At 65.9% G+C, this 12974-nt stretch carries 11 protein-coding genes and 1 pseudogene; 10 read left to right on the top strand and 2 right to left on the bottom strand.

Going from position 1 to position 12974, the window contains the following annotated elements:
* Window positions 1-61: 61 nt before the first annotated feature.
* Window positions 62-268: pseudogene (locus MTX19_RS22965) on the top strand (PaaI family thioesterase); the annotation flags it as partial.
* A gap of 60 nt (window positions 269-328) precedes the next feature.
* Window positions 329-943: a TetR/AcrR family transcriptional regulator gene (locus MTX19_RS22960; protein WP_280985482.1), complete on the top strand. Its 615-nt coding sequence runs from the start codon at window positions 329-331 to the stop codon at window positions 941-943.
* Between the two features lie 150 nt (window positions 944-1093).
* On the opposite strand, the gene MTX19_RS22955 is transcribed toward MTX19_RS22960, so the two are convergent.
* The gene (locus MTX19_RS22955) at window positions 1094-2008 is read right to left on the bottom strand and encodes a LysR family transcriptional regulator (RefSeq protein WP_280979427.1); all 915 of its coding nucleotides are present in this window, start codon (window positions 2006-2008) and stop codon (window positions 1094-1096) included.
* Window positions 2009-2128: 120 nt separating this feature from the next.
* Between MTX19_RS22955 and MTX19_RS22950 the strand changes: the two genes are divergently transcribed.
* The 8 genes from MTX19_RS22950 to MTX19_RS22915 all read left to right on the top strand — a co-directional run bounded on the left by MTX19_RS22950 (window position 2129) and on the right by MTX19_RS22915 (window position 11583).
* Window positions 2129-3625 carry a CoA-acylating methylmalonate-semialdehyde dehydrogenase gene (locus tag MTX19_RS22950; RefSeq protein ID WP_280979426.1) on the top strand — a complete coding sequence of 499 codons (1497 nt, stop codon included), beginning with the start codon at window positions 2129-2131 and terminating at the stop codon, window positions 3623-3625.
* 22 nt (window positions 3626-3647) lie between these two features.
* The gene (locus MTX19_RS22945; RefSeq protein ID WP_280979425.1) at window positions 3648-4793 is read left to right on the top strand and encodes an isobutyryl-CoA dehydrogenase; all 1146 of its coding nucleotides are present in this window, start codon (window positions 3648-3650) and stop codon (window positions 4791-4793) included.
* On the top strand, window positions 4790-5872 hold the full coding sequence (locus MTX19_RS22940; RefSeq protein ID WP_280979424.1) for an enoyl-CoA hydratase/isomerase family protein: 1083 nt from the start codon (window positions 4790-4792) through the stop codon (window positions 5870-5872). The genes MTX19_RS22945 and MTX19_RS22940 overlap by 4 nt, the downstream gene beginning before the upstream one ends.
* Window positions 5873-5897: 25 nt before the next feature.
* Entirely contained in the window at window positions 5898-6785 is an 888-nt protein-coding gene (mmsB, locus tag MTX19_RS22935) for a 3-hydroxyisobutyrate dehydrogenase (protein WP_280979423.1), read from the top strand.
* A gap of 144 nt (window positions 6786-6929) precedes the next feature.
* A complete protein-coding gene (locus tag MTX19_RS22930) occupies window positions 6930-8663 on the top strand; it encodes an AMP-binding protein (protein ID WP_280979422.1) in 1734 nt (577 codons plus the stop codon).
* 4 nt (window positions 8664-8667) lie between these two features.
* Window positions 8668-9147 (top strand): MaoC family dehydratase, encoded by a 480-nt coding sequence (locus tag MTX19_RS22925; protein WP_280979421.1) that lies wholly within the window; start codon window positions 8668-8670, stop codon window positions 9145-9147.
* Between the two features lie 120 nt (window positions 9148-9267).
* A complete protein-coding gene (locus MTX19_RS22920; RefSeq protein WP_280979420.1) occupies window positions 9268-10185 on the top strand; it encodes an SDR family NAD(P)-dependent oxidoreductase in 918 nt (305 codons plus the stop codon).
* 165 nt (window positions 10186-10350) lie between these two features.
* The gene (locus MTX19_RS22915) at window positions 10351-11583 is read left to right on the top strand and encodes a TIGR03862 family flavoprotein (protein WP_280979419.1); all 1233 of its coding nucleotides are present in this window, start codon (window positions 10351-10353) and stop codon (window positions 11581-11583) included.
* Window positions 11584-11670: 87 nt separating this feature from the next.
* Here MTX19_RS22915 and MTX19_RS22910 read toward each other — a convergent pair whose 3' ends face one another.
* On the bottom strand, window positions 11671-12888 hold the full coding sequence (locus MTX19_RS22910) for an MFS transporter (protein WP_280985481.1): 1218 nt from the start codon (window positions 12886-12888) through the stop codon (window positions 11671-11673).
* Window positions 12889-12974: the final 86 nt, after the last annotated feature.

Below are 12974 nucleotides of genomic sequence, written 5' to 3'. Positions count from 1 at the left end.
GTCGCGCCACTTCCCGGACAAAGCATGCTCCTGTCAAGGATCGAAGCGGCGGTTGCGCAGCGAGGGGGCGGCGACGCTGGATCTCAAGCTGATCTATCTGCGCCCGCTCTCGGTGCGCTCGGGAACCGTCACAGCCGAAGGCTGGGACATCAACCCCGGCCAGCAGACCAGCCACACCGAAGGCTTCGTCCGCGCGGCAAGGGCAATCTCGCAGTGCACGCAACCCGCGACCTTCTCGATGATCGGGGAGGGTGTAAAGGCGAAATAACTACAGCTTTTCCGGCGCAAATCTGCTATTATATGATTAGAAACATTCCATGAGACCGGTATGCGCTATTCGAAAGAACACAAGCAGGAAACCCATGCGCGGATCGTGCGGAAGGCATCGGTCCGGCTGCGCGAAAAGGGTGCGCACGGCATCGGCGTCGCCGATCTGATGAAGGACGCCGGCCTGACCCATGGCGGTTTCTACGCGCATTTCGACTCGCGCGAGGCGCTGGTGATCGAGGCCTTCAACCATGCGATGGACCGCGGCACCGAACGCTGGCGCAAGATTGTCGCCGAGATGCCACCCGAGAAGCGGCTTGCGACCATCGTCGACGGCTATCTGACGCCGATCCACCGCGACGATCCCGGCCATGGCTGCGCGATTCCGGCGCTCGGCGCCGAGATCGCCCGCGAGAGCCCGAAGACGCGGAAGGCGTTCGCGCTCAAGCTTGAGCAGATGATCGACATGATTGCCGACCAGATCCTCGACGTGCCGCGCAAGACAGCGCGCAAGCAGGCGATGGCGACGCTTGCGACGATGATGGGCACCATCGTGATGTCGCGGATCGCCGGCAATGGCGAATTGTCCGACGAGGTCCTCGGCGCCGGCCGCGAGGCGGTGCTCGGCCGCACCGCGGCCGCCAAGGCGCCGGCGAAGAAGGCGAAGGCGAGTTAGACCAAGCGCCGTCATTGCGAGGAGCTCGCGACAAAATTGCAAGGCAATTTTGCGCTGAAGCGACGAAGCAATCCATGCTCCCGCGAAAGCTGCCCTATGGATTGCTTCGCCGCGCTCGCAATGACGCGGATGGAACTGCGCGCACCATCATCACGGCCCGCCGAACAGCGCGCGCTCGGCTTCGACCGTCTCGTAGATGTAGTCGGCCACGGCGCGGATGCGCGCGAGGTCCTTGCTGTCGGCGTGCATCAAGAGCCAGAAGGTGCGCGAGATCCGCACCTCGTCCGGCAGCACGGGCTGCAATTCCGGATGCGCGGTCGCCATGAAATGCGGCAGCACGGCGATGCCGAAGCCGGCGATCGTCGCGTTGAGCTGGGCGATCAGATTGGCGCTGCGGAACTTGGCGGAGATCTTCGACGAGACCAGCGGCAGATAGTCCAGCTCCGGCGTGAACAGCAGCTCCTCGATGTAGCCGACGAAGCGGTGTTTCGGCAGGTCGGCGCGTCCGGTGATGTCAGGCGCCTGCGCGAGATAGGCGGGTGCGGCATATAGCCCGAGCGTGTAGTCGAGCAGCCTGCGGCCGACGATCCGGCCTTCCTTCGGCATGGTCAGGCTGATCGCGATGTCGGCCTCGCGCTTGGACAGGCTGAACAGACGGGCGGTCGCGACGAGCTGCAGGTCGAGATCGGGATACCGCTCGGCGAACTTGACCAGCCGCGAGGCCAGGAAGTGGCTGCCGAACCCATCGGGGGCGCCGATCCGCACCGTGCCGGTCAAATGCGCGCGCGAGCCGCCGACCGCCTCCTGGTTGGCCACGATGGTGGATTCCATGGCCTCCGCGCTGTCGGCGACGCGCTGGCCGGCCTCGGTGAGCAGGTAGCCGGTCTTGCGGCGATCAAACAGTTTTGCGGAGAGGTGACGCTCCAGCCGGTCGACACGCCGGATCACTGTGGCATGATCGACGCCGAGCTGCTTGGCGGCGGCCGAAACCGATCCGCCGCGCACGATGGCAAGCACGAAACGGAAGTCGTCCCAGTCGATTGTGCCGCCGCCTTGATCCAGCATTTCCGCACATCTATGGTGCAATTTATCGGACTTGAATCCTATAAAATGCAGGGTCAATAGGGTTTGTAAAGCGATCTCGCCGGCAGGCTGGCGATTCAGGTCTTTCAAGGGAGGTTATCCATGCGCGCAATCGGACATTTCATCGGTGGCAAGGAGGTCAAAGGCACCTCGGGCCGCACGGCTGACGTCTTCGAGCCGATGACCGGCGAGGTCCAGGGCAAGGTGGCGCTGGCTTCGAAGGCCGAGGTCCGCGCAGCCGTCGAAAACGCTAAGGCCGCGCAGCCGGAATGGGCGGCGACCAACCCGCAGCGCCGCGGCCGCGTCATGATGCGGTTCTTGGAACTGGTGCAGCGCGACTACGACAAGCTCGCTGAGCTGCTCGCACGCGAGCACGGCAAGACCGTTCCCGACGCCAAGGGCGACATCCAGCGCGGCCTCGAAGTGGTCGAATTCGCCTGCGGCATTCCGCACCTGATGAAGGGTGAGTACACCGAAGGCGCGGGCCCCGGCATCGACATCTATTCGTTGCGGCAACCTCTGGGAGTTGTCGCCGGCATCACGCCGTTCAACTTCCCGGCGATGATCCCGATGTGGAAGTTCGCGCCCGCGATTGCCTGCGGCAACGCGTTCATCCTGAAGCCCTCCGAGCGCGATCCCGGCGTGCCGATGCGGCTTGCCGAGCTGATGATCGAGGCGGGCCTGCCGGCCGGCATCCTCAACGTCGTCAACGGCGACAAGGAAGCGGTCGACGCCATCCTCGACGATCCCGATATCAGGGCGATCGGCTTCGTCGGCTCGACCGCGATCGCCGAATACATCTACACGCGCGCGGCCCAGACCGGTAAGCGCTGCCAGTGCTTCGGCGGCGCCAAGAACCACGCCATCGTGATGCCCGATGCCGACATGGACCAGGCTGTCGATGCGCTGATCGGCGCGGGCTACGGCTCGGCCGGCGAGCGCTGCATGGCGGTCTCGGTTGCGGTGCCCGTCGGCAAGGCCACCGCCGACCGTCTGATGGAAAAGCTGATTCCGCGCGTCGAGTCGCTCAAGATCGGCACCTCGGTCGATCCGTCGGCCGATTACGGTCCGCTGGTGACGCGCGAGGCGGTCGAGAAGGTGAAGAATTACATCGACATCGGCATCAAGGAAGGCGCCACGCTCGCCGTCGACGGCCGCGGCTTCAAGATGCAGGGCTACGAGAAGGGCTTCTATCTCGGCGGCTCGCTGTTCGACAACGTCACCAAGGACATGCGGATCTACAAGGAAGAGATCTTCGGCCCGGTGTTGTCGGTGGCGCGTGCCCACGACTACAAGGAGGCGCTGGCGCTGCCGTCCGACCACGACTACGGCAACGGCGTTGCGATCTTCACCCGCGACGGCGACGCGGCGCGCGACTTCGCGGCCAAGGTGAATGTCGGCATGGTCGGCATCAACGTGCCGATCCCGGTGCCGATCGCGTACTACACCTTCGGCGGCTGGAAGAAGTCGGGCTTCGGCGATCTCAACCAGCACGGTCCGGACTCGATCCGCTTCTACACCAAGACCAAGACGGTGACGTCGCGTTGGCCGTCCGGCGTCAAGGAGGGCGCGGAGTTCTCGATCCCGACGATGAAGTGACGTCTTCATCGTGAGCGGCGAGATGCAGTTCGCTCTCAACGAGGACCAGATCGCGGTTCGCGACATGGCACGGGCGTTTGCGGCGGAGAAGATCGCGCCGCATGCGCTCGAATGGGACGAGAAGAAGCACTTTCCTGTCGACGTGATGCGCGAGGCGGCGAGCCTCGGCATCGGCGGCATCTATATCCGCGACGACGTCGGCGGCTCGGCGATGACTCGCTTCGATGCGGCGCTGATCTTCGAGGCGCTCGCGACCGGCTGCCCGACCACGTCGGCCTTCATCTCGATCCACAACATGGCCTCTTGGATGATCGATGCATATGGCAACGACACCCAGCGCCGGAAGTGGCTGCCGAAGCTCTGCACCATGGAGTATCTGGCGAGCTACTGCCTGACCGAGCCGGGCGCAGGCTCGGACGCCGCCGCTTTGCGCACCCGCGCAGTGCGTGACGGCGATCATTACGTGCTCAACGGCCAGAAGCAGTTCATCTCGGGCGCCGGTGGCACCGATCTCCTGGTCGCGATGGTGCGAACCGGCGGCGACGGGGCCGGCGGTGTCTCGACGCTGGTGATCGACGGCAAGACGCCCGGCGTGTCGTTCGGCGCCAATGAGCGCAAGATGGGCTGGAACGCGCAGCCGACCCGCGCTGTCGTGTTCGAGAATGCGCGCGTGCCGGTCGAGAACCGGCTCGGCGAGGAGGGCATCGGCTTCAAGATCGCAATGGCCGGCCTCGACGGCGGCCGCCTCAACATCGCGGCGTGTTCGCTCGGCGGCGCGCAGGCGGCGCTCGACAAGGCGCTGGCCTACATGAAGGACCGCAAGGCGTTCGGAAAGCGCCTCGACGAGTTCCAGGCGCTGCAGTTCAAGATCGCCGACATGGCGACCGAGCTCGAGGCCGCACGCACCTTCCTGTGGCGCGCGGCGGCCGCGCTCGATCGCAAGGACCCGGACGCCGGCATGCTCTGTGCAATGGCCAAGCGCTTCGGCACCGATGTCGGCTTCGAGGTCGCCAACCAGGCACTGCAACTGCACGGCGGTTACGGCTATTTGAGCGAATACGGCATCGAGAAGATCGTTCGCGATCTGCGCGTGCACCAGATCCTCGAAGGCACTAATGAAATCATGCGGCTGATCGTGTCGCGCAAGATGATCGAGGGCGCGCGATGAATGATGCGGCGGCTGCGGACGGCGACCTGATCGTTCGCCGGGAAGGGGCGCTGGGCGTGATCCGGCTCAACCGGCCGAAGGCGATCAATGCGATGACGCTGGAGATGTCTGAGGGCATAGATGCGGCGCTGGACCGGTTCGAGCACGATCCTGAAGTCGCCGTGGTGCTGCTCGAGGGCGCAGGCGAACGCGGGCTGTGCGCCGGCGGCGACATCCGCGGGCTCTACGAGAGCTCGAAGGTGAAGGGAGACCTCGGCAAGGTGTTCTGGCGTCAGGAATACATCATGAATGCGCGGATCGCGAAGTATCCGAAGCCCTATGTCGCGTTCATGGATGGGCTGGTGATGGGCGGCGGCGTCGGACTGTCGGCGCACGGCCGTCACCGCGTGGTGACGGAGAAGACCAAGCTCGCAATGCCAGAAGTCGGCCTCGGCTTCTTCCCCGATGTTGGCGGCACCTATCTGTTGTCGCGCACCCCGGGCGAGCTCGGGACCTATTTCGGCTTGACCGGGACGACCATGAACGGCCCAGACGCGATCTACGCCAAGTTCGCCGATGCCGTTGTGCCGAGCGCGAAGCTCGCGGCGCTGCGCGAGGCGCTGACACAGGTTGGACCGGGCACGACATCGGCCGCGATCGACGGGCTGATCGGTGGATTTGCGACCAGCGAGGCGTCAGGTCCCGTTGCTGCGCTGCAGGCGAAGATCGATGGCTGGTTCGCGCATGACCGTATGGAAGAGATCGTTGCCGCGCTGAAGGCTGACGGATCGGAGCTGGCGCAGGCGACGCTCAAGACGCTGGGCGAGAAGTCGCCGCGCGGCATGGTCGTGACGCTCAAGCTGCTGCGGCTGGCGCGGACTGCCGCGACGCTGGAGGAGTGTCTGGTGCGCGAATATCGCGCCGCGCTCGAGGTATTCGCCAGCGACGACTTCCGCGAGGGCGTGCGCGCCGCCGTGATCGACAAGGATCGCAATCCGAAATGGTCGCCGCCGCGAATCGAGGACGTAACGCCGGAGATGGTCGCGCGTTACTTCGCCGAGATCGGCGCCGACGAACTGACATTTCCAGACAGCAAATAGAAACGTCGCAAGCGGAGGAACTTCCATGGCAAACGTCGCATTCATCGGATTGGGCAACATGGGCGGGCCGATGGCGGCCAATCTGGTCAAGGCCGGCCATAAGGTGACCGCATTCGATCTGGTCGCGGCGTCGCGCGACCAGGCCAAGACAGACGGCGCCGCGATCGCCGAAAGCGGCGTCGCCACGGTAAAGGGCGCCGACGTCGTCATCACCATGCTGCCGGCCGGCAAGCACGTGCTCGGCGTCTGGAACGACGTTCTTCCGGCGATGGCCAAGGGCACGCTGATCATCGACTGCTCGACCATCGATGTCGAAAGCGCCAAGCAGGCGCACGCGCTTGCGGCCAAGCATGGCATGGCCTCGGTCGATGCTCCCGTGTCGGGCGGCACCGGCGGCGCCAAGGGCGCGACGCTGACCTTCATGTGCGGCGGCGCGGACAAGGCATTTGCTGCGGCAAAGCCCGTGCTGGAGAAGATGGGCAAGAAGATCGTGCATTGCGGCGCCGCCGGCGCGGGGCAGGCGGCCAAGATCTGCAACAACATGATCCTCGGCATCTCCATGATCGCGGTGGGCGAGGCGTTTGTGCTCGCCGAAAAGCTCGGTCTGTCGCACCAGGCGCTGTTCGACGTCGCCTCGACCTCGTCGGGGCAGTGCTGGTCGCTGACGACCTATTGTCCGGTTCCCGGCCCGGTGCCGACCTCGCCGGCGAACAACGATTACAAGCCGGGCTTCGCCACCAACCTGATGCTGAAGGACCTGACGCTGGCGCAGGACGCGGCCAGGACCGCCGGGGCGGCGACGCCGCTCGGCCAGCATGCGCAGGAGATCTATAAGACCTTCGACGCAACCGGCCATGGCGGGGTCGACTTTTCCGGGATTATCCAGCACGTTCGGAGCCTCGCTGGAAAGTAGCGGCTTCACTCGTAGCCCGGATGGAGCGCAGCGAAATCCGGGACAGTTTCAGCCATGGCGCGGACCGGCCCCGGATTGCGCTTCGCTCCATCCGGGCTACGCTTGCAGGTGACGCTGGTTGCCACTCGACGGGCTCGGAAGAAGATGACCACATTTCAGGACGCACGCGCTTTTCTGCTCAAGCATCGGGCCGACTACGATACCGCGGTCAAAGAGTTTCGATGGCCTGACCCGGCGCCATTCAACTGGGCGCTGGACTGGTTCGACGCCGAGCTGGCGCGCAATCCCGATAGCCGCGACCGGCCGGCGCTGTGGATCGTCGATGCCGCCAGCAACAATGAGACGAAGCTCTCCTTCGCCGAGCTGTCGCGCCGCTCCAACCAGGTCGCGAACTTCCTGCGGGCGCAGGGGCTGAAGCGCGGCGATCATCTGCTGCTGCTGCTCGGCAACGTCGTGCCGCTCTGGGAGACCATGCTGGCGGCGATGAAGCTCGGCGTCGTCGTGATCCCCGCGACCACGCTGCTGACGGGAGACGAATTGCGCGACCGGCTCGACCGCGGCAAAGCGAAGGCGGTTGTTGCCACGCAGGATCAGGTTGGGAAGTTCGCCGGCCTTGGCAGCGACAAGCTCGTGCGCGTCGTGATCGGCGCGACGCAGGCGGCCGACGGCTGGCTCCCGTTCGAGGACGCCGCCAAGGCGTCCGAGAGCTTCACGCCCGATGGTCCGACCCAGGCCGACGACCCGATGCTGCTCTATTTCACCTCGGGCACCACGGCGAAGCCGAAGCTGGTGCGACACAGCCAGCGCAGCTATCCGGTCGGCCATCTCTCGACGATGTACTGGATCGGGCTGCAGCCCGGCGACGTCCACCTCAACATCTCTTCGCCGGGATGGGCCAAGCATGCGTGGAGCTGCTTCTTTGCGCCGTGGAATGCCGGCGCCACGGTGTTCGTGGTCAACCAGCCGCGCTTCGACGCCAAGGGATTGCTCGCCATCATCGGCCGCTGCGGCGTCACCACGCTCTGCGCGCCGCCGACGGTGTGGCGACTGTTCATCCAGGAGCAGCTTGCGAGCTACAAGGTCTCGCTGCGCGAGGTCTGCGGCGCGGGCGAGCCGCTCAATCCGGAAGTGATCGACCAGGTCAAGGCGGCCTGGGGGCTGACCATCCGTGACGGCTATGGCCAGACCGAGACCAGTGCGCTCGCCGGCAACTCGCCGGGACAGAAGGTCAAGGTCGGCTCGATGGGCCGTCCGCTGCCGGGCTATCGCGTCCGGGTCACCGACAATGACGGCCATCCGGCGAGGGAAGGCGAGGTGACGCTACTGCTCGGCGCTGACAGGCCGGCCGGCCTGATGCAGGGCTACCAGGGCGACGACGGCAAGCTCGGCGGCGCCGACGGCGACATCTATCGCAGCGGCGACGTCGTGTTCACCGATGACGAGGGGTATCTGACCTTCGTCGGCCGCACCGACGACGTGTTCAAATCCTCCGACTACCGGATCTCGCCGTTCGAGCTGGAAAGCGTGCTGCTCGAGCACGATGCGGTGGCGGAGGCCGCCGTGGTGCCGAGCCCGGATCCGATCCGGCTGGCGATCCCGAAGGCCTATGTGCTGCTGGTTGCCGGTGTCGAGCGCACGCCGGAGACGGCGCTGTCGATCTTCAAGCACCTGCACACGCGGCTCGCGCCGTTCAAGCGCATCCGCAAGCTCGAACTGGTCACCGAACTGCCCAAGACGATCTCCGGAAAAATCCGCCGGGTGCAGTTGCGCCGGCTCGAACATGACGATAATCGCAGCGATGCGTTGCGCGGACAGGAGTTCCGCGAGGAGGAATTCCCGGAGCTGCAGAAGGTGCGGTCGTCGGGTTCGGAGAGTTAGCCAAATGAACGAAGTCTGGAAGAAGCCGCCGGTGTCCCTGGAAACCTACCAGGGCATGGTCGGCAAGGAGATCGGCGTGTCCTCATGGCACCTGATCGATCAGGGCCGCATCAATACCTATGCCGACGTGATCGAGGATCACCAGTTCATCCATGTCGATCCCGAGCGCGCCAGGAAGGAAACCGCCTTCGGCACCACGATCGCGCACGGCTTCCTCACGATGTCGCTGATGAGCATCATGTCGTACGAGGTGATGCCGGTCGTCGAGGGCACCGCGATGGGCGTCAACTACGGCTTCGACAAGCTGCGCTTCATCTCGCCGGTGCGCTCCGGCAAGCGCGTCCGCGGCCGCTTCGTGCTGGCGGAAGCCACGCTGCGCAAGCCGAAGGAATTGCTGTCGCGGACCAACGTCACGGTCGAGATCGAGGGCGAGGAAAAGCCCGCATTGGTCGCCGACTGGCTCGGCCTGATCTATTTCAGCTAGTTTTGGCCGTCCGCGCCGGGCTTGACCCGGCCATCCATCGCTGCTCAAAAGCTGGTCGATTTCGCTTGATGGATGCCCGGGTTAAACCCGGGCATGACGATGAACTCGGGAAAGCAAGGCATGGCAATCAGGTTTGACGGACGCGTCGCTATCGTCACCGGCGCGGGCAATGGTCTCGGACGGGCGCATGCGCTGGGGCTCGCCAGCCGCGGCGCCAAGGTCGTGGTCAACGATTTCGGCGGCGCGCGCGACGGCACCGGCGGCTCGCTGTCGCCGGCCGAGACCGTGGTCGAGGAGATCCGCAAGGCGGGCGGCACCGCGATGGCCGACGGCGCCGACGTCGCGAACTTCGAGCAGGTCACCGCGATGGTCGAGCGCGCCACCAAGGAGTGGGGCAGCGTCGACCTGTTGTGCGCCAATGCCGGCATTCTGCGCGACAAGTCGTTCGCCAAGCTCGAGGTCGCCGACTGGGCCAAGGTGCTCGACGTGCATCTCACCGGCAGCTTCTATTGCTGCAAGGCGGTGTGGGCCGGCATGCGCGAGCGCAACTACGGCCGCATCGTGCTGACGACCTCGTCGTCCGGCCTGTTCGGCAATTTCGGCCAGGCCAATTACGGCGCGGCCAAGGCCGGGATGGTCGGACTGATGAACGTGCTCGCCGAGGAAGGCCGCAAGAACAACATCAAGGTCAACACGATCTCGCCGACCGCCGCGACCCGCATGACCGAGGAATTGCTGCCGCCGCAGGCGCTGGCGCTGATGAAGCCGGAGGCAATCACGCCGGCGGTCGAGTTCCTGCTCAGCGAGGACGCGCCGACCCGCACCATCATGGGCGCCGGTGCCGGCTCGTTTGCCGTCATCAAGGTGCTGGAGACCGAAGGCGTCAACCTGCCGCAGTCCGAATGGACGCCCGACGCGGTCGCCGCGCACTTCAACGAGATCGGCGACATGTCGACCGCGAAGGCGCTGCAAGGCGCGTTCGAGCAGACGCAGAAATATGTCGCCCAGGCCGCCGCGCGGGCGGGCATCAAGCTGTAGCAGGCGTTGGCGTCTCGATACTCTCCTCGTCATGGCCGGGCTTGACCTGGCTTGACCCGGCCATCCACGTCTTTGGCGCCGCCGAAAGTCAGACGTGGATGCCCTGGTCAAGCCCGGGCATGACGACTGATTTTGCATGAGGCGGCTTCGTTCTAATCTCACGCCATGTCGCCGTCTCCCGCCAAACACGTCGCCGTCATCGGAGCCGGCCCCGCCGGCCTGATGGCGGCCGAGGTGCTTGCGGCTGATGGTGCGGAAGTTACCGTCTACGACGCGATGCCGTCGGCCGGCCGCAAATTCCTGATGGCCGGCCGCGGCGGGCTCAATCTCACCCACTCTGAACCGCTGCCGGATTTCCTCGCGCGCTATCGCGAGGCGATGCCGCACCTGAAGGCCGCGGTCGAGGTGTTTCCGCCTGACGCCTTGCGCGCGTGGTGCGAGGCGTTGGGACAGCCGACCTTCGTCGGCACCAGTGGCCGCGTCTTCCCCAAGGCGTTCAAGGCGTCGCCGCTGTTGCGCGCCTGGCTGCGGCGGCTTGATGCCGCCGGTGTCCGGTTCGCGTTCCGCCATCGCTGGGTCGGATGGGACGAGGCGGGCGGACTGCTGTTCGGTACGCCTGATGGTCAACGCGTGGTCCATGCCGACGCAGCCGTGCTCGCGCTCGGCGGTGGGAGCTGGCCGCGGCTTGGGTCCGACGGCGCGTGGACGGAAATTCTCGCGGCGAAGGGCGTATCCGTTGCGCCGATAAAGCCGGCCAACTCCGGATTCACCGTCGCCTGGTCCGATATTTTCTGCGACCGCTTCGAAGGCCAGCCGCTCAAGGGCGTCGCATTGACGGTCGGCGCGCACACGGTGCGTGGCGAGGCCATCATCACCCGCGCCGGCATCGAAGGCGGCGCCATCTACGCGCTATCGGTGGACCTGCGCGATGCAGTGCTGGCGGCTGGAACGGCAACGCTTCATGTGGCGCTGCGGCCCGATGTTGCGACCAGCGAATTGGCCGCGCGGCTGTCGGTGCCGAAGGGCAAGCAATCCTTGTCCAACTTCCTGCGCAAGGCCGCGCAGCTCTCGCCCGTCGGCATCGGGCTGTTGCAGGAGGCCGCAGCCATCGCCGGCCGGCCGCTGGCGTCGCTGCCGCCGGCCGATCTCGCCGGGATGATCAATGCAGTGCCGATCCGGATCACCGGCATGGCGCCGATCGCGCGCGCGATCTCGAGCGCCGGCGGGATCAGGTTCGACGAGCTCGACGATCATTTCATGCTGCGCCGGCTGCCCGGCTTGTTCGCCGCCGGGGAGATGCTCGACTGGGAAGCGCCGACCGGCGGCTATCTGTTGCAGGCCTCGTTCGCAACCGGCGTTGCCGCAGGCAAGGGCGCGCTCAGGTGGCTCGATTTGTAGGATGGGTAGAGCGAAGCGAAACCCATCATGCTTGCGTGCGGATAGAATTTGATGGGTTTCGCTTCGCTCTACCCATCCTACGAGGTCTCATGACGAGCCGGTCCTGGTGGCGAGATCGGTGACGACGCCGAGCACGCCGAAGGCTCCGGCCACCACGCACACCATCGTCCAGCCGCCGAGGCTCCAGGCGACCGAGGCGGCCGCTGCGCCGATGGCACCACCGATGAAGAACAGCGCCACGAACAGCCCATTGATCCGGCCGCGCGCCTCCGGCCGCAGCAGGTTGACCGCGCGCCGCCCTAGCGTCTGATCGGTGGTGATGCCGAGATCGAGCAGGATGGTGCCGGCGCTCAGCACGACCAGCGCGGCGATGCGGGATTCCAGCATGGCGGCCCAGGCGCATAGCGCCAGCGATGCGATGATCAGAAGATGCGAGCCGATCAGCATCGGCCGCGCGAGGCCGCGGTCGCCCCATCGGCCGGCGAGCGGTGTCGCCAGGGCGCCTGCGACGCCGATCAGTGCGAACAGGGCGATCCCCCTGGCGTCGAGATTGAACGGCGCATCCGGCAGGCGCAATGCGATGGCCGCCCAGAACGCAGTGAAGGATGCCATCACCAGCGCCGCGGTCCAGGCGCGCACGCGCAGCACCGGTTCCTCCCGCAGCAGCCTTGGAAAGGAGCGCAGCAATGCGCCGTAGCTCGTGGCGGCTGCGGGCTTGAGCGTCGGCAGATAGCGGGCCAGCGCCGCGGTGAGCACGATCATCAGGATGGCCGAGGTGACGTAATAGCCGCGCCAGTTCCTGGCATCCGCGATCAGGCTCGCCGCCGGGCGCGACACCAGGATGCCGATCATTAATCCGCTCATGACGTCGCCGATCGCCTGGCCGCGGCGTTCCGGCGCCACCATGGAGGCGACGAGCGGTACCACCATCTGGATCGCGGCGCAGGACGCGCCGAGAACGAAGGTTGCGGCGAGCAGGACAACGGGCGTCGGTGAGAGGGCCGTGCCCAGCGCGGCCACGATCGCGCAAGCCAGCGTGCGCAGGATCAGCCGCTTGTTCTCGACGAGATCGACCAGCGGTACCAGCAGCAGCAGGCCGAGCGCGTAGCCGAGCAGCGTCAGCGTCGAGATCAGGCCGGCCTGGAAGGCGGTCATGCCGAGCGAACGACCCATCAGCCCGACCAGGATTTGCGGCGCGAACAGGTTGGTGACGACGGTGCCGGTCGTGATGGCGCCGATCCAGATCAGGGGGCGCACGGAGACGGGGCGCGCCGGGGAGAGCTTGGTGACGTCGGAGATGGTCATGGGACCTCGCGGGTGGAGTTGCGAAGCCCCCTTTAGGGGATCGGCCTAATATGCTACAATTCAAATAAGATAATTAAGAATATGCG

It is taken from the genome of Bradyrhizobium sp. ISRA464 (genome assembly GCF_029910095.1).
In the GTDB taxonomy this organism is placed as follows: domain Bacteria; phylum Pseudomonadota; class Alphaproteobacteria; order Rhizobiales; family Xanthobacteraceae; genus Bradyrhizobium.
Note: the sequence above shows the minus strand (reverse complement) of the source record. Positions and strands in the feature narration are given on the sequence as shown.

What these genes read in the sequence shown, in the direction of transcription:
- MTX19_RS22950 (WP_280979426.1), top strand. Translation starts at nt 2,129, where the DNA reads ATGCGCGCAATCGGACATTTCATCGGTGGCAAGGAGGTCAAAGGCACC.
- MTX19_RS22930 (WP_280979422.1), top strand. Translation starts at nt 6,930, where the DNA reads ATGACCACATTTCAGGACGCACGCGCTTTTCTGCTCAAGCATCGGGCC.
- MTX19_RS22915 (WP_280979419.1), top strand. Translation starts at nt 10,351, where the DNA reads ATGTCGCCGTCTCCCGCCAAACACGTCGCCGTCATCGGAGCCGGCCCC.
- MTX19_RS22945 (WP_280979425.1), top strand. Translation starts at nt 3,648, where the DNA reads ATGCAGTTCGCTCTCAACGAGGACCAGATCGCGGTTCGCGACATGGCA.
- MTX19_RS22910 (WP_280985481.1), bottom strand. Translation starts at nt 12,888, where the DNA reads ATGACCATCTCCGACGTCACCAAGCTCTCCCCGGCGCGCCCCGTCTCC.
- MTX19_RS22960 (WP_280985482.1), top strand. Translation starts at nt 329, where the DNA reads ATGCGCTATTCGAAAGAACACAAGCAGGAAACCCATGCGCGGATCGTG.
- MTX19_RS22925 (WP_280979421.1), top strand. Translation starts at nt 8,668, where the DNA reads ATGAACGAAGTCTGGAAGAAGCCGCCGGTGTCCCTGGAAACCTACCAG.
- MTX19_RS22920 (WP_280979420.1), top strand. Translation starts at nt 9,268, where the DNA reads ATGGCAATCAGGTTTGACGGACGCGTCGCTATCGTCACCGGCGCGGGC.
- MTX19_RS22940 (WP_280979424.1), top strand. Translation starts at nt 4,790, where the DNA reads ATGAATGATGCGGCGGCTGCGGACGGCGACCTGATCGTTCGCCGGGAA.
- mmsB (WP_280979423.1), top strand. Translation starts at nt 5,898, where the DNA reads ATGGCAAACGTCGCATTCATCGGATTGGGCAACATGGGCGGGCCGATG.
- MTX19_RS22955 (WP_280979427.1), bottom strand. Translation starts at nt 2,008, where the DNA reads ATGCTGGATCAAGGCGGCGGCACAATCGACTGGGACGACTTCCGTTTC.